Genomic DNA, 23,379 nt, shown 5'->3' with positions numbered 1-23,379 from the left:
CGTCTCCTCAGTGCCCTGAATGCATATTTACAGGCTGGTCAGACATTGCTGGCATACTGCTTTCTGTTTTTTCAGGGTGGCGCATACGTTCCAGCGCGCCCGTAATATTGGCTTCGGAGTCAATGAGGAACAGGCCACTGACCACCACGGTATCGCCTTCATTCAGGCCGGAACCGATGCCGGACTGTTGCTGTGATTCATGCAGAACGTGGATCTGTTTCGGCACAAACTTGCCTTCATCATCAACAGTAATCACGCGCTGTTCTTTGCCGGTATCGATAACGGCCTGGCTTGGTATCAGCAGCATCTCCTGGCTCTTGGTATTCAGTTTCAGATAGGCATTCATGCCCGGCTTGAGAAACTCATCCTTATTAGAAACCTGGAGACGGACCTGAAGCGTACGGGTTGTCTGATCCACGCTGGGAAGAATGTTCCATTTTTCGACATGGAATGTTTTATCCGGATAAGCCGGTACCGAAATTTCAAACTGCGACGTATCTTTCAGCAGATATGCGATAGATTCTGGCACTGCAGCGCTGATCCAGACCGGGTCCATTCCCTGAATCTGAGCCACCACCTTATCTTTCGAAATATTCATGCCGGTGCGCAGGTCAAATGCAGTAATGACACCATCAATAGGTGCTTTAATGGTAAAACGGGTCTGAATGCTCCGGGTAGAACGCAGTCTCTGAATATCCTCTTCCGGCATACCTGCCAGGCGAAGCCGTTCCAGAACGCCTTTAATTTGCGTGGAAGTACCACCGGTGCTGGATAACAGAAGGAATTCGCTCTGTGCTTCCACCCAGTCCGGAATGGTAATATCGATAAGTGGCGTCCCCTTCTTCACATGATCGCCAATCGTCATGGGGTAGACTTTTTCGACAAACCCGTCAGAACGCGCCTGCACAATAACAAACTGATACTCGTTATAGCTGACATTAGCCGGGATTGTCTGAGAATAATTCAGCATTCCTCGCGTGACTTTTTGCGTTTTTAATCCCAGATTCTGAACCTGGGTTGGGTCGATACGGATCCCGCCACTGCTTTTATCGCCACTGTCATCAGCATATTTTGGCACCAGGTCCATATCCATAAAGGGCGATTTTCCGGGTTTATCAAATTTGGTATCCGGTTTCATAGGGTCATACCAGAAAAGTACCTTTTTCTCCGGTGCCTTTTGTTCTGCTGGTACTGTTTTTTGTGATGAGTTTAAATACTGCCAGGCAGTAACCGATATCAGCCCCCCTGCTATGAGGCTGCTGATAATTATTGCAGCATATTTTATCTTTAAAGAAGCCATACAATTTCTCGCTGAAAAATCAAAACACCTGGCATATGCGCACGATCATTCATTCACAGTAATCCCATAATGAATGTTCAGGCGCACTGGATGTATTCGCTCCGGACTGTTAATCAGGATTGCGTAACGTTAATGCTTTTGAGTAAGGAGATATTGCCCTGCTGAATAAACGAGAAATCGACATGGTTGCCGGTTTTCAGGGCATTGATAGCGTCGTCTGCATTAACAAAAGTGAAGCGCATGGTCATTGCAGGCCAGCCCACCGCCGGGATTGCTTCGTGCGAAATGGTGATTTTTTTACTATTCATATCAATGTCTTTAACGATACCGGTGCCCTTGATAACCTGCTGTACCGAAGCATCACTGGCAGCATTCATATCGCCATGCTGATGTGTTTCAGCATGAAGACCGGCAGAAAACATGACAGAGAAGGCACCAAATAAAACGGCTTTAAGTGAATTACGCATTTTAATTTCCTGATTAATTGAATAAATTTACTCTACCCAACCGCCACCCAGCGCGGTAAACAGATTAATTTCGTTAACCTGTCGGGAATAGGTAAGATCGAGAATGGTTTGCTGCGTCGCGAAGAGGGAACGTTCTGCATCCAGCACTTCGATGTAACTGACAGCACCACTTGCATACAATCCTCTGGCACGCTGTAGAGTTATCTGAAGTGAATCAAGATAACGCTGCTGTGACTCAAGTTGCTGGCTAAGGCTGTCGCGCAGCGCAAGCGTGTCGGAAACATCCTTAAAGGCTGACTGAATTTTTTGTTCGTAATTAACCACGGACTGTTGCTGGCGAATTTCAGCCAGCTTCAGATTGGCTTTGTTCCTGCCAGCATTAAATATAGGAATTTCAATTTTAGGAATAAAATTCCACATTCCACTTCCTGACGTAAAGAGGCTGGACAGCTCCGTACTGCTTGAGGAGAGACCACTGGTCAGGGTAATGGACGGGAAAAAAGCCGCTCGCGCTGCGCCAATATTGGCATCAGCCGCTTTCAACTGGTATTCCGCTTCCATAATATCCGGACGCTGCAGCAATATTTGTGACGACAGATTTGGTGGCAATTTTACTGGTGCGATCTCCCCACCTTTAATCCCTTTTTCTGACGGAACTGCGCGGTACGTTCCCAGCACCAGTTGCAGGGCATTGTTTGCCTGAGCCAGATCGCCTTCTCGTTTGGCTATTTCGGCGCGGGTACTTTCGATTTGCCCCCTGGCTTGTTCAAGCGCCAGAACGTTCGTACTCCCGGTCACCAGTTGTTGCTCAACGAATGCATAAGACTGTTCATAATTTTTCAGCGTTTCCCGCGCAATACGGAGTTGTTCGTACGCCAGTTGCTGGCTGAAATAGCTCTGTGAAACGTTGGAGACCAGCAGGATGTGTACGGCACGACGGGCTTCTTCGCTGGCAAAGTAGTTCTGGCGATCAGCCTCACTCATGTTCTTAAGTTTGCCAAAAAAATCGAGCTCATAGCTGAGCTCCAGACCCGCGTCGTACTCCTGTGTGGTCGGCTTGTCACCTTTCAGACCACCGTTGTATGTGATCCCGGATGAGGCATTCAGTTGGGGATAACGATCTGCATCCGTGACGTTGAACTGGGCCCGGGCCTCTTCAACCTTCAGGGCAGCCATTCTCAAATCACGGTTATTATTCAGGGCTTCACCGATCAGCCTGCTGACCTGGGGATCGACAAAAAAGTTTCGCCAGCCCGTATCCTGATAGCTGTTTACCGCAGGCGTCAGACTGTTTTTAGACAATGAAAACTGCTGGGGAACCGGAGCTGGCGGACGCTGATATTCAGGTGCCAGAGAAACACAACCAGCCAGGATGAATATGGTACTGATGCTGAGTAATTTTAATTTGAACATAACGCTTCTCGTACAGGTAGACCTGGTAAATGGTTCAAACGAAGTCCAGAGTATTGATAGGGGTACTTTACCTAACGCTCTCTGTTTGCCGGGTGACAGGATAATGACAATGTTGTCATTTTTGCTGTAATCCGTTGATAACGATCGTGGGCGCAATAGAATGACATTAGCAGCCAGCCGGGGAGCAAGATGAAAATATTGATCGTCGAAGACGAAATTAAAACAGGTGAATATCTCAGCAAAGGGCTTACAGAGGCAGGGTTCGTAGTGGATCACGCTGATAATGGTCTTACCGGATATCATCTCGCCATGACAGCCGAGTATGATTTAGTCATTCTGGATATCATGCTACCTGATGTGAACGGCTGGGATATCATCCGCATGCTGCGCACTGCCGGAAAGGGTATGCCGGTCTTACTGCTGACAGCCCTCGGCACGATCGAACATAGGGTCAAAGGACTGGAACTGGGTGCGGACGATTATCTGGTTAAACCCTTTGCGTTTGCCGAACTGCTCGCCCGGGTGAGAACCCTTCTGAGGCGGGGAAACACGATGATCACGGAAAGCCAGTTTAAGGTGGCTGACCTCTCGATTGATCTCGTATCCAGAAAAGTCAGTCGCGCCGGAAACCGCATTGTGCTCACCAGTAAAGAGTTCAGCCTGCTGGAATTCTTCATTCGCCATCAGGGAGAGGTTCTTCCCCGCTCCCTGATTGCCTCTCAGGTCTGGGACATGAATTTTGACAGCGACACTAATGCGATCGATGTCGCAGTAAAGCGACTCCGCGCTAAAATAGACAACGATTACGAGACAAAGCTGATCCAGACAGTCCGGGGCGTGGGCTACATGCTGGAGGTCCCGGATGCATAGCAAACCTTCCAGACGCCCTTTCTCACTCGCTCTGCGGCTGACCTTTTTTATCAGCCTGTCCACGATACTGGCTTTTATCGCCTTCACCTGGTTTATGCTGCATTCTGTTGAAAATCATTTTGCCGAGCAGGATGTCAGCGATCTTCAACAAATCAGCACCACACTGAACCGTATACTGCAGTCCCCGGTGGATCCGGATGATAAAAAAATAAGCAAAATAAAGGAATCAATTGCCAGCTACCGCAACGTTGCCCTTTTGCTCCTCAATCCCAGGGGTGAAGTGCTCTTTAGCTCAGCTCAGGGGGCGGCACTACGCCCGGCAGTGAATTCAGCAGATTTTAGCGAGCACAGCCGCGCACGGGATGTCTTTCTCTGGACGGTGGAGGATCCTGCGGGACCGATGGATACCGGGTCCGAAATGAAGATGGAAACATACAGGATTATCGCCTCCTCTGGTCAGGCGATATTTCAGGGCAAACAGCAGAACTATGTCATGCTGACTGGCCTATCCATTAATTTCCATCTCCATTACCTCGATGCGCTGAAAAAGAACCTGATTGCGATTGCCGTCGTGATAAGCCTGTTGATTGTTCTGATCATTCGAATCGCTGTCCGTCAGGGGCACCTGCCCCTTCGTAATGTCAGCAATGCCATTAAAAACATCACCTCCGAGAATCTTGATGCGCGACTGGAACCGACACGCGTTCCCATTGAGCTGGAGCAACTGGTTATCTCGTTCAATCATATGATTGGAAAGATTGAGGATGTCTTTACCCGCCAGGCCAATTTCTCTGCCGATATCGCGCATGAGATCAGAACGCCCATCACCAATCTGGTGACGCAGACTGAAATCGCACTGAGTCAGGATCGAACACAGAGGGAACTTGAGGATGTCCTCTATTCCAGTCTTGAAGAGTATAACCGGATGACCAAAATGGTCAGCGATATGCTGTTCCTGGCACAGGCAGATAATAATCAGCTGATACCTGACAGGGTCATGTTTGACCTCAGAGCGGAAGTCATGAAAGTCTTCGAGTTTTTCGAAGCCTGGGCCGAAGAACGCAATATCACGCTCAAATTTAACGGGATGCCCTGCCTGGTTGAGGGAGATCCACAAATGTTCAGAAGGGCGATCAATAATCTGTTATCCAATGCCCTGCGTTATACCCCGGAGGGACAGGCAATCACCGTCTCAATAAGAGAGCAGGAGAGCTTTTTTGACCTTGTGATTGAAAATCCGGGGAAACCAATCCCTGAAGAGCATTTATCAAGGCTGTTTGACCGTTTTTATCGGGTAGATCCGTCCAGACAACGAAAAGGAGAAGGCAGCGGCATCGGCCTTGCGATTGTGAAGTCCATCGTGGAAGCACATCACGGAAGAGTGCAGGTGGAATCGGACGTACGTTCAACTCGTTTTATCCTATCCGTGCCCAGACTGGAGAAAATGATTCCGGAAACCCAGTACTGAGAATAAAGATTTAAATGACAAAGATGTCATTAGCCTGTCATGCAGCAAACAGAAGCCATTCGATATAATTAGTGCAACTTATCAGGAAGGCATTATTACTTCATCCATACACGGCATCAGCACAAGCCAGGAGTTGTATTAAAGCCTCATCCTGGCGGAATAAGGTCTGTAGAGTTGTCAGTTGTACTACTGAGGACACAGATCGAAATTCACGGACATCACTAATTCAGAAATGGAGAGTTACCATGAAAAATATCGTCTTAGCATCAGTGTTAGGTTTGAGCTTAATTTCTACGGCCTGGGCCACTGAAACTGTAAATATCCATGAGCGTGTCAATAATGCTCAGGCTCCGGCCCATCAGATGCAGTCTTCTTCAACTCCAGCCGCCATCCAGGGGGCAGCTCCACGGATGGCCGGTATGGATCAGCATGAACAGGCTATTATTGTTCATGAAACCATGAACAATGGTTCAGCAGATGCACATAAAAAAATGGCGGAAAGTCATCAGAAGATGATGGGAACTGGCACCGTTAACGCTTCCCGTCCGGCGACTTCGTTTGCGGCGATGAATGAACATGAAAGAGCAGCTGTTGCCCATGAATTTACGAATAACGGTCAGTCCGGCCCCCATCAGGCTATGGCTGATGCACACCGCCGCATGATCAATGCGGGCTGATGACAACTGAAGTTTCCGTGCGGTTACCCTTTCCTTGATAGATTGTCCCTTATACGGATATGTTGTTATTTTTTGCCCCCTTCAGGGGGCTTTTTTGTCTGACTCAGCTAAACTTATCCGGTAACCATCTGAAAGGGTTTATTATATGAAAATCACAAATTCGCTTTTTGTTATACTGATGTTATCCCTGCCAGCGATTTCCGCAGAACATTCAGAAATGAAAATGTCAGATATATCCTCATCGGCATCGGCATCGGCATCGTCATCGTCATCGTCATCGTCACAGGAATATATGTCCGGCATGAAAGGTATGCATGACAAAATGATGGCCGCTGTAAAAGAGTCCGATCCCGACAAGGCTTTTGCGAAAGGCATGGTAGCACACCATGAAGGGGCAATAGCAATGGCTGAGACCGAGCTAAAATACGGAAAAGATCCGGAAATGAGAAAGCTCGCGCAGGACATCATTAAAGCTCAAAAAGGTGAAATTGAGCAGATGAATACATGGCTTGGTAATCAAAAATAATGATTGCGGAAATAATATATTGCGCGTACAGTCAGAGTGTTCCCGGGCACGGGAACCTGTTAATCGTTAATTAATCAAAACCCGATTCATTTCGGGTTTTTCCTTTTACCCCCCCCAACGCATGCACTGCACCGAGTGAAATTCACCTGAGCCAATTCTGCTTGCTTATTATTTCGATGGGAATTGCTGATTTTAATTAAGTCTATGTTTTAAAGGTGTTTCTCATGCCTGGGTTTGGCAGGGGTTCGTCCTGTTCTCTGGTCATGCGCAATGGCAATTCGCAGTCAGGGCTCAAGACTACTTTTACCTCTTTTTTAACAGAAAGTTTCTGGACCCGATACTTGCCGGAAACATCATCTGCTGTTCATCCCGACCAATAAAACGAAGGTATCACTCTCGTTTGAATCTCACTTACTTTCCATTTTGTAATAAAGAATCAAGTTTTCCAGTGATATATCAATACCAACTTTTTTTAATAACCTTTTTCGCGCAGTGTATATTTCTTTCAGCATATCTTCATAACCCTGACCAAGGTGAATTTGTTTATGGCAATTGCAACACAGAGATATGATATTTTCTTCAACATCAAGAGATGTGTCAAAAGCATCTTGCCTGGACATAGGTACAATGTGATGAGGTTCTGTGTAATTTAAGGATGAATTTCGCCTTCTGAATGTTGGGTGGTCACTATCGACTTCACATCTGTAACCTGCTTTATTCAGCGCATTTTGGGATACGCCTTTACTCCTGGGATACGAGAGGCCATTTTTTACTTCTATTGCATTTTTCTTTGGTTTGGCTTCCCCTGTATATTCAAACGTCTGAACGTTGTCAAAGATATTACTTTTCTCTATGGCATTGATCAACTCATCGTCAGAGTAATACTCACTGCTGGCCATTTCTGTTGTACCAAAAAAATCCAGTTCGTTAATTGCCTGAACAAGTTCCTCACGAATTGTCCATAAGTTTCTTTTGGGTTTTCCGCCGATTTCTTTACTCTTCATTACGGTAATGAATTTTGTACCGGATGCGATATTTCCGACACCTTTAACCTCGAATCTACCAAGTTCTTTTTGAACTCTGCCACCCAGTCCGTTTATGACTCCATTAGCACTCATGCTGTGCAGGTCGTACTTCTTACCAATATCGAAGCATGTGCAGGAATGATTTGGCTCAATAAACCATTTTTTTAACGCTGCAATACTTTTTGTGTCAAAAACTTTATCATTTGTTAATAAAGTTTTCCATTCTTCCACACTGATATCAATGTCACAGACATACTCTCCATCAATCACTTCGCATATTTTTTTAATCACATTCATTCCCCTGTTATACAGATAGTCATAATGAAAATATAAAGCTCGCTAACCGGTATGGTTGCGTAAGGACCGTAGTCTCTCAGAGACCGTGCTTTCTTTTTTTTCAGGCCTGGACACTAAAGGGTCTGTTGCACCCCGAAAAAATTTGTTGCGGGGATTGCTCATTGAGATGAGCCTCTGCTCGATCATACCAGGGGTCGTCTCAGAATTCGGAAAATAAAGCACGCTAAGGCGTAGTCACCCCGTGACTCCCCCGCGCCGATGCAGCGAGCTTCGTTCCGTCTTGCAGTGACGCAATCAGCGGGCAGGAAACGTTCCCTTTCCGCGCATGGCAGGCGCACACCAGTTCAGACAGCACGGCCTCCATGCGTGCCAAGTCGGCCATCTTCTCGCGCACATCCTTGAGCTTGTGCTCGGCCAGGCCGCTGGCTTCCTCGCAATGGGTGCCATCCTCCAGCCGCAGTAGCTCGGCGATTTCGTCCAGGCTAAAGCCCAGCCGCTGGGCCGATTTCACGAACCGCACTCGTGTTACATCCGCCTCGCCATAGCGGCGAATGCTGCCATAGGGCTTGTCTGGCTCCGGCAGCAGGCCCTTGCGCTGGTAGAACCGGATGGTCTCCACATTGACCCCGGCCGCCTTGGCAAAAACGCCAATGGTCAGATTCTCAAAATTAATTTGCATATCGCTTGACTCCGTACATAACTACGGAAGTAAGCTTAAGCTATCCAAACCAAATTTGAAAGGACAAGCGTATGTCTGAACCACAAAACGGGCGCGGCGCGCTCTTCGCCGGTGGGCTGGCCGCCATTCTTGCGTCGGCCTGCTGCCTGGGGCCGCTGGTTTTGATCGCCTTGGGGTTCAGCGGGGCATGGATCGGCAACCTGACGGTGCTGGAACCCTATCGCCCGATCTTCATCGGCGCAGCGCTGGTCGCGCTGTTTTTCGCCTGGCGGCGCATCTACCGCCCGGCGCAAGCCTGCAAACCGGGTGAGGTCTGCGCGATTCCCCAAGTGCGAGCTACTTACAAGCTCATTTTCTGGATCGTGGCCGCGCTGGTCCTGGTCGCGCTCGGATTTCCCTACGTCATGCCATTTTTCTATTAATCACAGGAGTTCATCATGAAAAAACTGTTTGCCGCCCTCGCCCTCGCTGCCGTTGTTGCCCCCGTGTGGGCCGCCACCCAGACCGTCACGCTGTCCGTACCGGGCATGACCTGCTCCACCTGCCCGATCACCGTCAAGAAGGCGATTTCCAAGGTCGAAGGCGTCAGCAAAATTGACGTGACCTTCGAGACACGCGAAGCGGTTGTCACGTTCGATGATGCCAAGACCAGCGTGCAGAAGCTGACCAAGGCAACCGGAGACGCGGGCTATCCGTCCAGCGTCAAGCAGTGAGCCACTGAACCCGAACCTGGGGCGATCATGGGACTGATTACACGCATTGCCGACAAGGCTGGCGCGCTTGGCAGCGTTGTTTCCGCGATGGGATGCGCTGCCTGTTTCCCGGCTATCGCCAGCCTGGGCGCGGCCATCGGCCTTGGCTTTCTACAGGAATACGAAGGGTTGTTTATCTCCAAGCTGCTGCCGCTGTTCGCAGTCGTGGCTTTGCTGGCGAATGCACTGGGCTGGCTGAGTCATCGGCAATGGTACCGCAGCCTGCTCGGGATGGTCGGCCCAGCCATCGTGCTGGCGGCCATGCTCTTGTTTTTTGGCAATTGGTGGACGGCGAACCTCCTCTATGTCGGTCTGGCCTTGATGATCGGGGTGTCGATCTGGGATCTGCTCTCACCGGCCAACCGCCGCTGCGAACTACCACCCAAACACGGCTAACTGCATTGGCAGTTGCCGAAACGAAAAGGAACGATGCAATGTATTTGAATATCACCGGAATGACCTGCGACTCGTGCGCGACACATGTCAAGGACGCCCTGGAGAAAGTGCCGGGCGTGCTGTCGGCGCTCGTGTCCTACCCGAAAGGCTCCGCGCAACTCGCCACCGATCCCGGCACCTCGCCAGAGGCGCTGACCGCCGCTGTGGCCGACCTCGGCTACAAGGCCACACCCGCCGATGCCCCATCCACTTCAGCGCGGGGCAGACTGCTTGGCAAGGCGCTGGGATGGCTGGGCGGTGGCGACAAGGCTGGTGGTGATGGGGACGGACTGCACGTCGCCGTTATTGGCAGCGGCGGAGCCGCGATGGCGGCGGCGCTGAAGGCCGTCGAGCAAGGTGCGAACGTCACGCTGATCGAGCGCGGCACCATCGGCGGTACTTGCGTCAATGTCGGCTGCGTGCCGTCCAAGATCATGATCCGCGCTGCCCATATCGCCCATTTGCGCCGTGAAAGCCCATTCGACAGTGGCATCGCGGCGACTGTGCCTGCGATTGATCGCAGCAAACTACTGGCCCAGCAGCAGGCGCGCGTCGATGAGCTGCGCCACGCCAAGTACGAAGGCATCCTGGACAGCAACCCGGCCATCACCGTGCTGCATGGTGAAGCGCGTTTCAAGGACGACCAGAGCCTTGCCGTCCGTTTAAACGATGGCGGCGAGCGTGTGGTGGCGTTCGACCGCTGCCTGGTCGCCACGGGTGCCAGCCCGGCCGTGCCGCCGATTCCGGGCCTGAAAGAGTCACCCTACTGGACTTCCACCGAGGCCCTGGTCAGCGACACCATTCCCGAGCGCCTGGCCGTGATCGGCTCGTCTGTGGTGGCGCTGGAACTGGCGCAAGCCTTTGCCCGGCTGGGCAGCAAAGTGACGATCCTGGCACGCAGCACGCTGTTCTTCCGCGAAGACCCGGCCATCGGCGAGGCCGTTACAGCCGCGTTCCGTGCCGAAGGGATCAAGGTATTGGAATACACGCAAGCCAGCCAGGTCGCGCATGTGGACGGCGAATTCGTGCTGACCACCGGGTACGGTGAAATACGCGCCGACCAGCTGCTGGTCGCCACTGGCAGGGCACCGAACACGCGCAGCCTGGCATTGGAAGCGGCGGGAGTCGCTGCCAATGCGCAGGGGGCCATCGTCATCGACAAGGGCATGCGCACCAGTACGCCACACATTTATGCGGCTGGCGACTGCACCGACCAGCCTCAGTTCGTCTATGTGGCGGCAGCGGCCGGCACCCGTGCTGCGATCAACATGACTGGCGGCGATGCGGCCCTGGACCTGACCGCAATGCCGGCCGTGGTGTTCACCGACCCGCAGGTCGCCACCGTGGGCTACAGCGAGGCGGAAGCACATCACGACGGGATCGAGACCGACAGTCGCACCTTGACCTTGGACAACGTGCCGCGTGCGCTTGCCAACTTCGACACACGCGGCTTCATCAAGCTGGTCATCGAGGAAGGTAGCGGACGGCTCATCGGCGTGCAAGCGGTGGCCCCGGAAGCGGGTGAACTGATCCAGACGGCGGTGCTCGCCATTCGCAACCGTATGACCGTGCAGGAACTGGCCGACCAATTGTTCCCCTACCTGACCATGGTCGAAGGGCTGAAGCTCGCGGCGCAGACCTTCAGCAAGGACGTGAAGCAGCTTTCGTGCTGCGCCGGATGAGGAAAAGGAGGTGTTCAATGAGCGCCTACACAGTGTCCCGGCTGGCCCTTGATGCCGGGGTGAGCGTGCATATCGTGCGCGACTACCTGCTGCGCGGATTGCTACGGCCGGTCGCGTGCACCACGGGCGGCTACGGCTTGTTCGATGACACCGCGTTGCAACGGCTGCGCTTTGTACGGGCTGCCTTCGAAGCGGGTATCGGCCTGGACGCACTGGCGCGGCTGTGCCGGGCGCTGGATGCTGCGGACGGTGACGGTGCGTCTGCGCAGCTTGCCGTGTTGCGGCAACTCGTCGAGCGTCGGCGCGAGGCCCTGGCCAGCCTCGAAATGCAACTGGCCGCCATGCCAACCGAACCGGCACAGCACGCGGAGAGTCTGCCATGAACAGCCCAGAGCACTTGCCGTCTGAGACGCACAAACCGATCACCGGCTACTTGTGGGGCGCGCTGGCCGTGCTCACCTGTCCCTGCCATTTGCCGATTCTCGCCATTGTGCTAGCCGGCACGACGGCCGGCGCGTTCATCGGGGAGCACTGGGGTATTGCAGCCCTCACGCTGACCGGCTTGTTTGTCCTGTCTGTGACGCGGCTGCTGCGGGCCTTCAAGGGAAGATCATGACCGCTTCCCAGCCAGCCGAGAGTGGGCAGCTTTGAGCTTCGCTACCAATCTGGAGGAGTACCACCATGAACGCAAACGCCCCGAACACTGCCAGTTGCACCACCTGCTGCGTATGCTGCAAAGAAATTCCGCTCGATGCCGCCTTCACCCCGGAAGGCGCGGAATACGTCGAACATTTCTGCGGGCTGGATTGCTATGAACGCTTCCAGGCACGCGCCAAGGCCGCGACAGAATCTGACATTGCGCCTGTCCCTGGCGGTTCGCAGCCGTCAGATTGAGGCATACCCTTCACATACTGGAGATAACGTCCTCTATGAACAGCCTCTTCCAATTTCCAGTGTCGCGGTCGCTAAAAATCTCTTTCGGCTCATCGATGCCAAAACCGGAGAAGCCTTTGACATCGAAGAAGAACTGTGGGCCTATGAGCGTCTGACGGCCGCAGTAGTGAACGACATTATTCACGAACATAATTTTTCTCGACTTCGTCTGGCTAAGCCCGGCGATTTCCCGTTCGAGACACTGACCAGCTTTGCAGTAATGCAGCTGCTTTTAAATTTACATAATCCCCAGAATAAGAATCCCTACAAGCAGGATCTTCTTGACCACTTTCATCATGACATTGAAATGCATTTTGAAGAATATATAAAAAGCATTCAGTCACTGCCTGGCACCCAGCCCGCACTAATGAACGACAGTTTTTATCAAAAATTGCTTCGCGTAGCCAACGCGTCCTCATCCAGAGAGGATAAATGTCGGGCGATTTTTACTTTGTTCAGCCTGCTGGCTATTCTCAATAAACCCACGCCTTATGACATGATCAATGTCTTCCGGAATAAAATATTCAGTCGGACGAGCGTGATTGAAATAATACACACCGGCCACGCTTTTGACAGTACTAACCCCAGGCCAGTCTTTGCGATAGCCCCGAATATATTTTGTTTATACACAAAACAGAATAGAATATATCTGCCGTTGTCTCATAATTTCACTTTGTGTTTTATTATTGGCTCACCATTAACATTCCGTCCCCGGATAGACGTTTTTTCACCACGACCCGAACTGCTAAAGTGTTGTGACGATCGCCACTTAAATTTCTACAAAGTTTCTTTTGATTACATTGATAATGTCATGAGCACCATCGATATGTACAATGTAGGAAATTCAAGCACTTTCTATTCTGCTTATCAGCTCAGCGACGTTGAAAAATACCTCGATTTGCAGGAAAAAGATCACCAATATTACTATACGCCTGCAGACCCCGTGCGATGGCTCCCTCAGCAGCCGGATTCATTATGAACCCAGAAAACCAGCAACGTATACGGGAGATGATTGAATCCGGAGAATTTAACGGGTATACGCTGGTCAGCGGAGAAGACTGGCAGCTCCCCACGGCACGCGAAACTACCTTCGTTCGGGGGCTGATCCCCCTGACTGACATCCAGCTGGCCAACCGGCTGAATGTGGACGAACGTACCGTCCGCAAGTGGAAATCCGGCCAGACCCGGATGGTGTTCACCACATGGTGTTGCCTGTGCTGGCTGGCCGGGCTGGGGATGCTGCTGGATAACCTTCTCAGCGATTAAAGAGACGCTTCCAGATACGTCTGAGAATGAAGCGTCTCTGGTATCGCCAGCGGGAACGGTAGATATGGGGCAGGTCGTCATAGTTTTTCCAGAATAGGGTCCAGCCCTGATACCCTTTGTCCACTAAAAGGATGTAGCCGCCGGTACTGACGATGCCATATGCGATGGCGGTGAGGATGAGAAATACAGTCATACGATGTTCCTTATGTAAAACTGTATTTAGGAAATCTGATGCGGCCTTTAAGGCCGGTCTGCAAAAAAAACTGAAAAAAGTTTCTCTTTCCTTATAGTTGCCATTTAAGCCTCAGTCAGCCGTAAAATTTGCACTCCATGCAATAATCCCCAAATCACAACAATCCGCCTCTTTTCTTGATTCTGCTGCAATAATCCTTCTTTCTTTCTCCGCAGATCCGATTTCTGTTAGTTCCGGATCACGGCGATTTTCTGCGCTGATTTGTGAAACGAAAATTAAAAATGTGCTACACTTTAAGTAGTTAGATAACTTTCACCCTCTCCGCATCAGACCGACCTGACGAGTAAATCCTGTTAATCTGTTCATCATCGCTTCCGAAAACTTTGCTATTATGAATTTTTCGGAAGTCAAAAAGAGTGAGATCCGGTAATTGCGGGCGGTGACTGTTATTCTGCTAATCACTGCGGGCGGGCAACGGAATGTTCTGCTGGCGATGATAAATAAATAGAACTAATAGATATTAAATAATAAGGAAGTTGATTATGAATATGAAAATTACACTGAGTGTTTTATTTGAGGCTCTCATAATCCTTGGGCATGACAGAGTCTGGATGGAAGAATCGGAGTTTGAGCACATATACGGATACGGCTGCTACCGTGAGATACACACTTGGGACGATCGCACAGTTGCCTGGTGGGATGATGCTGATGACACATGGTATCTGTCCACAGAAGTCGATGTGATAACTCCTTTCCTTGGCCCTCTCCCAAAGAAAGAAGGAGAGCTCTCCGAGGAAAAATGCTTCCAGTTAATGACTCTTGGTCGCTACTGATAGCCGACAGCAGCATTTAATGAGTGGTCGGCTGGACACCCTCTGGCGGCCACATGTCACTCGATAGTGTAGTCCGGCGGGATTTCTCCCTGAAGATGATCCAGACATTAACGTAAAGGATACAGGAACGATGTGTAAACTGACCGGTTTTATAATGGGGCTGACGATCCTGCTGGGTGTGACTGCACGGGATGCAGGGGCGGCAACGCTCAGTGAAATGCGGATGGTTAATGCCAGTCAGAAACCCGGGATGGTGATTATCTGCAGCCGGACCTCGGAGATTCCGCAGAAAGGTGAATCCCCCGTTCGTATAGAAAGTCTCCTCAGGGGCGTGGTACTGCAGAACGACGGTGATCGCATGATGTTTGACGTGACCTATACACAGCGAAACGCTGAAGAGAGTATTCCTTTTCGTACGGAAAAATACCGGCTGACCACTGAGCTGGAAGCCACCCGCCAGAAAATGGCCATCGATCCTGAGACGATAGAACTATCGCTTCCGCGTGCCCGCGGTCTTGAAGAAACTTTTCTCGCGGGGATGAAAGCAAGCCCGGTTTCGTTTGAAGATTACACCAATTACCGTGTCAAATCTGCTACCGAGTATCTGATCCTGCCGGGTCCGGCATCCCCGGATGCACCGGTGATGCACTGCACACTCTAATGACAATGGTGACATAACATGATGCCAGCACTGCCAGGCCATAGCGGGGCTTTTTCCTCTGCTCAGCTGCCGGTGGCCATCGATTACCCGGCCGCGCTGGCACTGCGCCAGATGGCGCTCGTTCAGGACGAACTGCCGAAATACCTGCTGGCGCCGGAAGTGAGCGCCCTGCTCCACTACGTGCCCGATCTTCACCGTAAGATGCTGCTGACCACCCTGTGGAACACCGGCGCCCGTATTAACGAAGCACTGGCCCTGACCCGGAGTGATTTTTCCCTGGCCCCGCCCTACCCGTTCGTGCAACTGGCAACCCTCAAACAGCGGGTGGAGAAAGCGGCCCGAACGGCCGGCCGTGCTCCGGCCGGCAGCCAGCCTCATCGTAACGTTCCGCTTTCCGATCCGCAGTATGCCCGCCAGCTGGAAATGATGGTGGCCACCCTGAAAATACCGCTGGAACGCCGGAATAAGCGCACCGGCAGAACGGAAAAGGTGCGCATCTGGGAGATCACCGACCGTACCGTTCGCACCTGGCTGGGCGAAGCTGTTGAAGCGGCAGCCGCCGACGGGGTGACGTTCTCCGTGCCGGTGACGCCACACACGTTCCGCCACTCCTACGCCATGCACATGCTGTATGCCGGAATTCCGCTGAAGGTGCTGCAGAGCCTGATGGGGCACAAGTCGATCAGCTCGACGGAAGTCTATACAAAGGTATTTGCGCTCGATGTTGCTGCAAGGCATCGTGTGCAATTTTCAATGGCAGAGGCTGATGCTGTTGCCATGCTGAAAAAAAGATAACTAAATTTGTCAAAATTTACAGACAGTTGTAATGACATCCACTTATTCGATAATAAATTAATCTTGCGTTACGTGAAAACTGACAGGGGTCCAGGCTGTACCAGGCCGGAATTCACGTAACGCACTTTACGTCTTCTTCATTACTTACCTTTTCGTTCCGATCCTGTTCATCCCTGCATTGCCCCCTTTTCTTCATAACGCATTTCACTGTTGCCGAAAGCCCATGGGGTCGACTTTGCGACCGCGGCCGCACTCAGAAGGATGGCCACTTTAACCGGCGCCACCCTGGCGTACCTACTCGTCCCCGAAGTGAGAGCCCTACTCTTCTATATGCCGGATCTTCACCATTAAATGCTGTTCTCTACTTTCTGGAACACGGGAGTGCGGATCAGTGAATCCCGGACGCTGCCCCCGGAATCCTTTGATCTCGGTGGGTTAAGACCCTTTGTGAAAGTACTGGGCTAAGGGCATCCGCCCTGACGAACAATATTGACTAAGTGATGAAAGTAAACATATCGCAGTGAAGATGTTGAGCAGACTGCCCGCTCTTCCACACACCGCAGTCAATATCAATACTCCGGTAGGCCTATCCGCATATCGCAGTCAAGGCAAGCAAAACCTAAACGGAATGATGAATCAGTATAAATTGACTGTGGTATGCGCTCTGCATACCACAGTCAACAAACTCTAAAACGGCATTCCTCAGTCATTTCCCGGTTTCACGCTGGCGAGCGCTTTTGCTAGTTTCTGAGGATCAATACCTGCAGCCTTCAGGGCTTTAATAACTTCGTCATAGTTCTGCTCAGGTACTTCCTCTTCCGGCTCACGGGGAACAACGACCTTGCTACTGATGAGTTTCGGATTACGGTAATGCACGCTGAAGTAGGTGGCCCGGCCGCGTTTGAATTCGGTGTAATCCAGATAGCCGATATCCTTCAGCTGCGCCATGGCTTTGCGCACCGTGTGGTTCTGCGTGTAGAGGTTAGACGTCAGGTTGAGTCTGTCTCGCATACGCTTCATGGAGATGGGGGCCGGATTCTGTGGCAGACTTTCAATGTAGGTATAGAGTGCCTGTGCGGACTCCTTGCGCTGCAGGGCATCAATGGCTTTCAGACGCAACAGGACCCGCCTGTCCATCTGATAAAGCTCAAAGAGCTTGGGCTCTGCCCTGATCTCCACGACATCGGCAGTGATGTCGTAATAGGCAGACTGAACCAGGTGCGTAGTCCACCCTTTCGTTTCACTCTGAAACTTGAGGGTTACGGATGCCAGCTTGAACAGGGAGTTGCTTATCCTGTCACGCATTTTCTTGTTAGAGCGCCGGGAGTCAAAGCCACACATTTTAACAAACTCAACAAAAGACAGCTTGAGCGTGTCATCCTTAACGCCAAAATCATACATTGAACGGATGATTCCAAGCCAGACTTTGAAGTCCGTATCCATATCGAGGCGCGATCCGGTGATCCTGACATCGGTATACCCTTCACTCCGGGCAATGGACAGCTGTACGAGCTCCTCAGTCGCATCCGTGACGTTTTTGCGGTTCGTCTTACTCCTAGAGGTCGATTTGAGGGTAGGAACGAACAGACCAAGCCTCATGAGCGCAACAGGCTGAACAGTACTGGCGCTGTTGACATCCAGCTTAACAACTTCACCCGTTGTCTTATTGACCTCCTGAAGATTCAGGGGTAACTCATTATTTTCCATAGCCATTTTATTAACCCGCGGTTATCCACAAACGAAAGTATATACGCATATCACAGTCAACGGAAATACATACCCCAGTTAATACAATTGCATACCGCAATAGTTGATCTCGCACACAACAGTCAACATACCACACACCACAGTTAATGAAGATAGTCTCCAGGCTCAGGCGTAGCGGGGCGCTAAACGATCCGGGGATCTCTTTTTGATCTCAACATGATCTCCTTAAGGATCAATTACTGGATCGAAATATGGAATAACAGCCAGCATCCAATACATATGGACCACTGACATGACACAATGTGAATCTTGGTACAACAACCCAGTAATACAACACCAGGAAAGGCAATAGTCTTGACTGTGATATGCAGAAAAATGCATGTCATTACTCTTCCCTATTCCTATTCAGCTTCATACCGCAGTCAATAATCTGCATACTATAGTCAATTCCTTACCATTCAGTTCCTTCCAGTGGAGCTTCGTTAGCTTCAGAGCGTCAGCCACACCTTGTTAGTACGGAGTAATTCCGCTTCCTCGACGCATGCGCCTACGCGCGCATACTTTCTGCGGCGAGCGGATGATATTGACTGAAGCATGCGGCAGCCTTTCAGGCGGATGCTGAACTGAACAAGACTATATTTTGATCGGCTTTGCAATATTTAAGACGGTTTGCAACTTTAATGTTGCTTTGCGCCTTTTACCAAGATTTAATAGATTAATGCAAAGATAATAATAAGGAACAAAGAATGGGACTGATGGAAACGCTTGACCAGTGCATTACGGCCGGTCATGAAATGACGAAAGCTATCGCGATTGCACAGTTTAACGATGATAGCCCGGAAGCCAGGAAAATTACCCGTCGCTGGCGTGTGGGTGAGGCCGCCGATCTGATTGGCGTTTCTTCTCAGGCAATCCGTGATGCAGAAAAAGCAGGACGCCTTCCCCATCCTGATATGGAAATGCGTGGACGTGTAGAGCAGCGGGTGGGCTACACCATTGAACAAATCAACCATATGCGGGATGTATTTGGCACCCGTCTGCGCCGTCCTGATGACAGCGTTCCGCCCGTCATCGCGGTGGCAGCACATAAAGGGGGTGTCTATAAGACATCTGTATCTGTACATTTGGCACAGGACCTGGCGCTGAAAGGGCTGCGAGTACTGCTTGTCGAAGGGAACGATCCTCAAGGCACAGCCTCCATGTACCACGGCTGGGTCCCTGATTTGCATATCCATGCCGAAGACACACTGCTGCCTTTTTATCTTGGTGAGCGCGATGATGCAGCCTATGCCGTCAAAGCCACCTGCTGGCCGGGTCTCGACATCATACCTTCATGCCTGGCTCTGCACCGCATTGAGACAGAACTAATGGGAAGGTTTGACAACGGGAAACTGCCGACAGAACCTCATATGATGCTTCGCCTGGCCATCGAAACAGTGGCCCATGATTATGATGTCATTGTTATCGACAGTGCACCGAACCTCGGTATTGGTACCATCAATGTCGTCTGTGCTGCAGATGTACTCATCGTGCCAACGCCAGCAGAGTTATTTGATTACACCTCTGCCCTTCAGTTTTTTGACATGCTGCGCGACCTGTTAAAAAACGTGGACCTGCAGGGTTTTGAACCTGACGTTAGAATTCTTCTGACCAAGTACAGCAATAACAATGGCTCACAGTCACCTTGGATGGAAGAACAGATCCGCGATGCCTGGGGAAGCATGGTACTGAAAAACGTTGTTCGCGAGACCGACGAAGTCGGTAAAGGTCAGATCCGTATGAGAACGGTGTTTGAGCAGGCTATCGATCAGCGCTCATCTACAGGAGCCTGGCGAAATGCGCTGTCTATCTGGGAGCCTGTCTGTAATGAAATTTTTGATCGCCTGATTAAACCTCGCTGGGAGATCAGATAATGAAACGTGCACCAGTCATTCCAAAACATACCGTAAAAGATATCCGCCCCGAAACTGAACCTTCAGCGGCACCCGCTGCACCGATGGTTGATTCATTAATTGCACGGGTTGGAGCCATGGCCCGCGGGAATACCATTCTGCTTCCGGTTTGTGGCCGGGAAGTGAAATTTATTCTGGAAGCGATCCCGGGCGAGAGTGTTGAGACGGCATCAAGAGTCTGGTCAGGTAATGAACGTGACCAGGAACTACTGACCGAAGACGCGCTTGATGATCTGATTCCCTCTTTTATGCTGAGTGGTCAACAGACGCCTGCGTTCGGACGAAGGGTAGAAGGTGTCATTGAAATTGCTGATGGTAGTCGCCGTCGTAAAGCCGCCATACTGACATCATCAGATTATCGTGTTCTCGTCGGGGATCTCGATGACGAACAGATGATGGCTTTATCACGGCTGGGTAATGATTATCGTCCTGTCAGCGCTTATGAACGGGGCAACCGTTATGCACAGCGGTTGGAAAATGATTTTAACGGCAATATCTCTGCTCTGGCTGAAGCTGAGAATATTTCCCGTAAAATCATCACGCGTTGCATCAACACGGCCCATTTGCCAAAATCAGTGGTTGCCCTGTTTACTCATCCTGGTGAACTTTCCGCCCGCTCTGGGGAGACGCTGTACAAAGCATTTTCGGGAAAAGAAGCTTTATTGTTGCAACGGACACAACAGCTTCATGAGCAAAAGAAAGCGGGAGTTATCTTTGAATCCGAGGAAGTTATTGGTTTACTGACGGATGTTCTGAAAGAGCCATCAGGTAAAAAAGTAAACCTTAATACCCGTCATCAATTTGTACCTGGTGCGACAGCCCTATACAAAGGCGATAAGGTGATTTTTAATCTCGATAAATCTCGTTTGCCTGCCGAGTGTATCGAGAAGATAGAAAGCATACTGCGCGACTTACAAAAAGTTTAGCCTGTTTAATGATACACGCGAGAGTCTTCATTAATTTCCAATATCCTTAATGCGTTACATGCTGCTTCGGAATATATACATCCGAAGCAGTTATTTTCTGCACTATAGCCCAGTGTTGTTAAAAAGATCTGTTTACTTCTCCCAACCTGATTGTTACCACAATCTAAAGATCCAGTTTTTTCTAGTTTTCCTTAACTAGTTCCGCAGTTCACCCCTCAACCTGCATATCAGAACTCAGACGGTAACCCATCCCGGAATACTGATTTCATACACCAGATTAACTGGGACCACGGTCCCACTTCCTACTTGCGTGTCAGAACTCACCCGTCAAGCCCGCTTGGAATATCGATTCCACACGCCGGATTTAACTGGGACCACGGTCCCACCTCCTACTTGCGTGTCAGAACTCATCCTTCAACCCCGCCTGGAATATCGATTCCACACGCCGGATTTAACTGGGACCATGGTCCCACTCTATTCAGCTGTTTCTATCACAATACAGATTTTGAGATTGTTACTGTGGTTCCTGTATTAGGTGCGTAAGAAGATTATGTTCGTTTTGTTCCCTGGTGCTTCCTCGCTCACTCGCGGGCTTCGCCCTGTCGTTCGGCTGCGGCGAGCACTACTGGCTCTCTCAGAAAAGCAGAATTTATCTGATCCTCGCAACGGGAATATCTTTCCAGCGGGTGGTGTACGCAGGGGAGAGCATATCGCGTTTCATTTGCCATGATGGCGCTATCCCTCGCCCGGCAAACCAGATCTGTCCCAGACCGGAATGATTAATGCCATCGAGAACCTTCATCAGCTCAGAGCTGTGAGGACGTGGCGGACGTTCGTCGAACAGCTGCAGCTGCGAAACGCCGGAGCCGGTGAAGTCATTCAGCATCACACCGGCTTTGGCATACAGGTGCCCATCCTTCCAGATACGCTCCAGAGCCGTTGTGGCGGCCGCAATAATGTCCCGGGTGTCCTGAGTGGGTGTAAGCAGTTTCTCCGTGGCCACGTTGCCGTAGTAAGGCTCTTTAACGGCGAACGGAGACGTTTTGATGAAAACGGAAATATGCCGGCAGTACTGGCGCTCTTTCCGCAGCTTTTCAGAGGCCCGCTCTGCGTACTGACAGACAGCCTGGCGGAGCGAATCGTACTCCGTGATTTTCTCTCCAAAGCTGCGGCTGTAGACGATCTGCTGTTTCGTCGGTGGTGCTTCCTCAAGCGACATGCAGCTTTCCCCGTTCAGTTCGTGTACTGTTCGCTCGAGAACGACGGAGAAATTTTTGCGTATAAAGGCCGGGTTCGTCAGGGCCAGATCGAGCGCGGTCCTGATACCCAGTACATTAAGTTTGCGTGCAATACGGTTTCCCACGCCCCAGATCTCTTCGACCGGCTGCAGTGAAAGCAGTTTCCGCGTTCGCTGAGGATTCCCCCTGGTCAGGGCGAGCACACCACGAAACTGTTTCCACTCCTTTGAGGCCCACTGGGCTGATTTTGCCAGGGTTTTCGTCGGCCCGGCACCCACGCCGATGGTCAGACGGGTACAGTCATACACGTGCTGGCGCAGCTGCCGGCCGAAGTCCTCCAGGTCCATGCAGTGCTCAACGCCGGTCAGGTCGAGGAACATCTCGTCAATCGAATACTGTTCCACCCTTGGGGCCAGCTCCTCCAGGCAGCTCATCACGCGCGCTGACATCGAGGCATAAAGTTCATAGTTGCTTGAGAACGCGTATATTTTTTCCGGATACGTTTCGTTTTTCATCTGAAACCACGGCATGCCCATTTTGATCCAGGGCTTTGCCTCGGCACTTCTTGCGATAACGCAGCCATCGTTATTACTGAGCACCACAACCGGCTTTCCTTTCAAATCCGGGCGGAAAACACGTTCGCAGCTGGCATAAAAGCTGTTCACATCGGCCAGGGCAAACATCAGTACATCTCCCTCGGGCGGTGGATGATGTGCGTGACGACGCCAAAGATATCCAGATCGTCCGGGTCGGGATAAATCGGCGGCCAGGCGGCGTTCATTGGCTGCAGCGTCAGTCGTGGCGTCAGCAGAAGCCGTTTAACCGTAAACTCCCCCTGCACACTGGCCACAACAATATCGCCGTGCCGGGGCTTCTCTGCACTGTCCACAACCAGCAGATCGCCATTGTAAAGGCTGCCGTCGGACATGCTGTCACCGCTGGCACGGAGATAGTAAGTCGCGCTTGGGTGCCGTATGCAGTAATCATGGAGATCCAGGTCGGACTCGACATAGTCAGCGGCAGGGCTCGGAAAACCGCAGCTGGCCAGGTCTGCAAACAACGGATGGGCCTGTGGCGGGAGTGCTTTCCCGGTGCTGAAAAGCTGCAGTTTCATCTTTCCTCCTGACGTCTAAATATACTGGATATGCATACAGTATATTTAACAGCGTGAGGATAATCCAGATCACCTGCTTCATGAACAGGGTGAGTAACCTAAGTTACTCAAAATGCTATTTAATATCATTATGGAACATTTAAATTACTCATAATGAGAAGTATGGCTTT

The 23,379-nt window shown here is 51.0% G+C and carries 27 protein-coding genes and 1 pseudogene; 19 read left to right on the top strand and 9 right to left on the bottom strand.

What is annotated here, in order from left to right; all coding sequences use genetic code 11:
• Window positions 1-7: 7 nt before the first annotated feature.
• The 3 genes from silB to silC form a co-directional block, all read right to left on the bottom strand.
• Window positions 8-1,300: a Cu(+)/Ag(+) efflux RND transporter periplasmic adaptor subunit SilB gene (silB, locus tag IMQ56_RS22645; protein ID WP_024562062.1), complete on the bottom strand. Its 1,293-nt coding sequence runs from the start codon at window positions 1,298-1,300 to the stop codon at window positions 8-10.
• Window positions 1,301-1,413: 113 nt separating this feature from the next.
• A complete protein-coding gene (locus IMQ56_RS22640; protein WP_001246152.1) occupies window positions 1,414-1,767 on the bottom strand; it encodes a Cu(+)/Ag(+) efflux RND transporter periplasmic metallochaperone SilF in 354 nt (117 codons plus the stop codon).
• A 27-nt stretch (window positions 1,768-1,794) separates the two neighbouring features.
• Complete coding sequence (gene silC, locus IMQ56_RS22635) at window positions 1,795-3,180, bottom strand: Cu(+)/Ag(+) efflux RND transporter outer membrane channel SilC (RefSeq protein ID WP_001507116.1); 1,386 nt, start codon at window positions 3,178-3,180, stop codon at window positions 1,795-1,797.
• 189 nt (window positions 3,181-3,369) lie between these two features.
• Between silC and silR the strand changes: the two genes are divergently transcribed.
• From silR to IMQ56_RS22615, 4 genes are all read left to right on the top strand, one after another.
• Window positions 3,370-4,050 carry a copper/silver response regulator transcription factor SilR gene (gene silR, locus IMQ56_RS22630; protein WP_000697968.1) on the top strand — a complete coding sequence of 227 codons (681 nt, stop codon included), beginning with the start codon at window positions 3,370-3,372 and terminating at the stop codon, window positions 4,048-4,050.
• Window positions 4,043-5,518, top strand: coding sequence for a copper/silver sensor histidine kinase SilS (silS, locus tag IMQ56_RS22625; protein ID WP_007374412.1), 1,476 nt, complete (start codon window positions 4,043-4,045; stop codon window positions 5,516-5,518). Before silR ends, silS begins: the two co-directional genes overlap by 8 nt.
• Window positions 5,519-5,763: 245 nt before the next feature.
• Complete coding sequence (gene silE, locus IMQ56_RS22620) at window positions 5,764-6,195, top strand: silver-binding protein SilE (RefSeq protein WP_007374411.1); 432 nt, start codon at window positions 5,764-5,766, stop codon at window positions 6,193-6,195.
• Window positions 6,196-6,340: 145 nt separating this feature from the next.
• Window positions 6,341-6,721, top strand: a complete 381-nt coding sequence (locus IMQ56_RS22615; protein ID WP_196064132.1) for a DUF305 domain-containing protein — start codon at window positions 6,341-6,343, stop codon at window positions 6,719-6,721.
• Window positions 6,722-7,128: 407 nt separating this feature from the next.
• On the opposite strand, the gene IMQ56_RS22610 is transcribed toward IMQ56_RS22615, so the two are convergent.
• On the bottom strand, window positions 7,129-8,037 hold the full coding sequence (locus IMQ56_RS22610; RefSeq protein WP_007374408.1) for an HNH endonuclease: 909 nt from the start codon (window positions 8,035-8,037) through the stop codon (window positions 7,129-7,131).
• A gap of 229 nt (window positions 8,038-8,266) precedes the next feature.
• Window positions 8,267-8,722 (bottom strand): Hg(II)-responsive transcriptional regulator, encoded by a 456-nt coding sequence (gene merR / locus IMQ56_RS22605; protein ID WP_001166628.1) that lies wholly within the window; start codon window positions 8,720-8,722, stop codon window positions 8,267-8,269.
• 71 nt (window positions 8,723-8,793) lie between these two features.
• Here merR and IMQ56_RS22600 point away from each other — a divergent pair, with 71 nt between their 5' ends.
• The 9 genes from IMQ56_RS22600 (at window position 8,794) to IMQ56_RS22560 (ending at window position 13,790) form a co-directional block, all read left to right on the top strand.
• Complete coding sequence (locus IMQ56_RS22600; RefSeq protein ID WP_001294660.1) at window positions 8,794-9,144, top strand: mercuric transport protein MerT; 351 nt, start codon at window positions 8,794-8,796, stop codon at window positions 9,142-9,144.
• Between the two features lie 15 nt (window positions 9,145-9,159).
• Complete coding sequence (gene merP, locus IMQ56_RS22595; protein WP_000732276.1) at window positions 9,160-9,435, top strand: mercury resistance system periplasmic binding protein MerP; 276 nt, start codon at window positions 9,160-9,162, stop codon at window positions 9,433-9,435.
• 27 nt (window positions 9,436-9,462) lie between these two features.
• On the top strand, window positions 9,463-9,870 hold the full coding sequence (gene merC, locus IMQ56_RS22590) for an organomercurial transporter MerC (RefSeq protein WP_000522993.1): 408 nt from the start codon (window positions 9,463-9,465) through the stop codon (window positions 9,868-9,870).
• A gap of 38 nt (window positions 9,871-9,908) precedes the next feature.
• The gene (merA, locus tag IMQ56_RS22585) at window positions 9,909-11,591 is read left to right on the top strand and encodes a mercury(II) reductase (protein ID WP_196064131.1); all 1,683 of its coding nucleotides are present in this window, start codon (window positions 9,909-9,911) and stop codon (window positions 11,589-11,591) included.
• Between the two features lie 17 nt (window positions 11,592-11,608).
• Window positions 11,609-11,974 (top strand): mercury resistance co-regulator MerD, encoded by a 366-nt coding sequence (gene merD, locus IMQ56_RS22580; RefSeq protein ID WP_001277463.1) that lies wholly within the window; start codon window positions 11,609-11,611, stop codon window positions 11,972-11,974.
• Window positions 11,971-12,207: a broad-spectrum mercury transporter MerE gene (gene merE, locus IMQ56_RS22575; protein WP_001087807.1), complete on the top strand. Its 237-nt coding sequence runs from the start codon at window positions 11,971-11,973 to the stop codon at window positions 12,205-12,207. The genes merD and merE overlap by 4 nt, the downstream gene beginning before the upstream one ends.
• Window positions 12,208-12,272: 65 nt before the next feature.
• Window positions 12,273-12,485 (top strand): DUF3330 domain-containing protein, encoded by a 213-nt coding sequence (locus IMQ56_RS22570; protein WP_000993245.1) that lies wholly within the window; start codon window positions 12,273-12,275, stop codon window positions 12,483-12,485.
• The gene (locus IMQ56_RS22565) at window positions 12,448-13,503 is read left to right on the top strand and encodes a hypothetical protein (RefSeq protein ID WP_223526262.1); all 1,056 of its coding nucleotides are present in this window, start codon (window positions 12,448-12,450) and stop codon (window positions 13,501-13,503) included. Before IMQ56_RS22570 ends, IMQ56_RS22565 begins: the two co-directional genes overlap by 38 nt.
• Entirely contained in the window at window positions 13,500-13,790 is a 291-nt protein-coding gene (locus IMQ56_RS22560) for a hypothetical protein (protein ID WP_032752120.1), read from the top strand. The genes IMQ56_RS22565 and IMQ56_RS22560 overlap by 4 nt, the downstream gene beginning before the upstream one ends.
• On the opposite strand, the gene IMQ56_RS22555 is transcribed toward IMQ56_RS22560, so the two are convergent.
• Window positions 13,780-13,983: a hypothetical protein gene (locus tag IMQ56_RS22555; RefSeq protein WP_013087123.1), complete on the bottom strand. Its 204-nt coding sequence runs from the start codon at window positions 13,981-13,983 to the stop codon at window positions 13,780-13,782. The two genes, IMQ56_RS22560 and IMQ56_RS22555, sit on opposite strands and share 11 nt — an antisense overlap.
• Window positions 13,984-14,525: 542 nt before the next feature.
• Between IMQ56_RS22555 and IMQ56_RS22550 the strand changes: the two genes are divergently transcribed.
• The 4 genes and pseudogenes from IMQ56_RS22550 to IMQ56_RS22535 all read left to right on the top strand — a co-directional run.
• Window positions 14,526-14,816, top strand: a complete 291-nt coding sequence (locus IMQ56_RS22550; protein WP_013087126.1) for a hypothetical protein — start codon at window positions 14,526-14,528, stop codon at window positions 14,814-14,816.
• Between the two features lie 130 nt (window positions 14,817-14,946).
• Complete coding sequence (locus IMQ56_RS22545) at window positions 14,947-15,477, top strand: hypothetical protein (protein ID WP_013087127.1); 531 nt, start codon at window positions 14,947-14,949, stop codon at window positions 15,475-15,477.
• 18 nt (window positions 15,478-15,495) lie between these two features.
• Entirely contained in the window at window positions 15,496-16,272 is a 777-nt protein-coding gene (locus tag IMQ56_RS22540; RefSeq protein WP_015572054.1) for a site-specific integrase, read from the top strand.
• A gap of 201 nt (window positions 16,273-16,473) precedes the next feature.
• A pseudogene (locus IMQ56_RS22535) lies at window positions 16,474-16,731 on the top strand (site-specific integrase); the annotation flags it as partial.
• A 243-nt stretch (window positions 16,732-16,974) separates the two neighbouring features.
• On the opposite strand, the gene IMQ56_RS22530 reads toward IMQ56_RS22535, so the two are convergent.
• Window positions 16,975-17,985 carry a RepB family plasmid replication initiator protein gene (locus IMQ56_RS22530; RefSeq protein WP_015572055.1) on the bottom strand — a complete coding sequence of 337 codons (1,011 nt, stop codon included), beginning with the start codon at window positions 17,983-17,985 and terminating at the stop codon, window positions 16,975-16,977.
• Between the two features lie 740 nt (window positions 17,986-18,725).
• On the opposite strand from IMQ56_RS22530, the gene sopA reads away from it, so the two are divergent.
• Both sopA and IMQ56_RS22520 read left to right on the top strand, forming a co-directional pair.
• Entirely contained in the window at window positions 18,726-19,892 is a 1,167-nt protein-coding gene (gene sopA, locus IMQ56_RS22525; RefSeq protein ID WP_023327689.1) for a plasmid-partitioning protein SopA, read from the top strand.
• Window positions 19,892-20,857: a ParB/RepB/Spo0J family plasmid partition protein gene (locus IMQ56_RS22520; RefSeq protein ID WP_013087134.1), complete on the top strand. Its 966-nt coding sequence runs from the start codon at window positions 19,892-19,894 to the stop codon at window positions 20,855-20,857. Before sopA ends, IMQ56_RS22520 begins: the two co-directional genes overlap by 1 nt.
• A gap of 649 nt (window positions 20,858-21,506) precedes the next feature.
• Here IMQ56_RS22520 and IMQ56_RS22515 read toward each other — a convergent pair.
• Both IMQ56_RS22515 and umuD read right to left on the bottom strand, forming a co-directional pair.
• On the bottom strand, window positions 21,507-22,778 hold the full coding sequence (locus IMQ56_RS22515; protein WP_196064130.1) for a Y-family DNA polymerase: 1,272 nt from the start codon (window positions 22,776-22,778) through the stop codon (window positions 21,507-21,509).
• Window positions 22,778-23,209 (bottom strand): translesion error-prone DNA polymerase V autoproteolytic subunit, encoded by a 432-nt coding sequence (umuD, locus tag IMQ56_RS22510; RefSeq protein WP_013087136.1) that lies wholly within the window; start codon window positions 23,207-23,209, stop codon window positions 22,778-22,780. The genes IMQ56_RS22515 and umuD overlap by 1 nt, the downstream gene beginning before the upstream one ends.
• Window positions 23,210-23,379 lie beyond the last annotated feature (170 nt).

Source organism: Enterobacter sp. Res13-Sevr-PEC09-46, assembly GCF_015672585.1.
Classification (GTDB): Bacteria; Pseudomonadota; Gammaproteobacteria; order Enterobacterales; family Enterobacteriaceae; genus Enterobacter; species Enterobacter hormaechei_C.
Note: the sequence above shows the minus strand (reverse complement) of the source record. Positions and strands in the feature narration are given on the sequence as shown.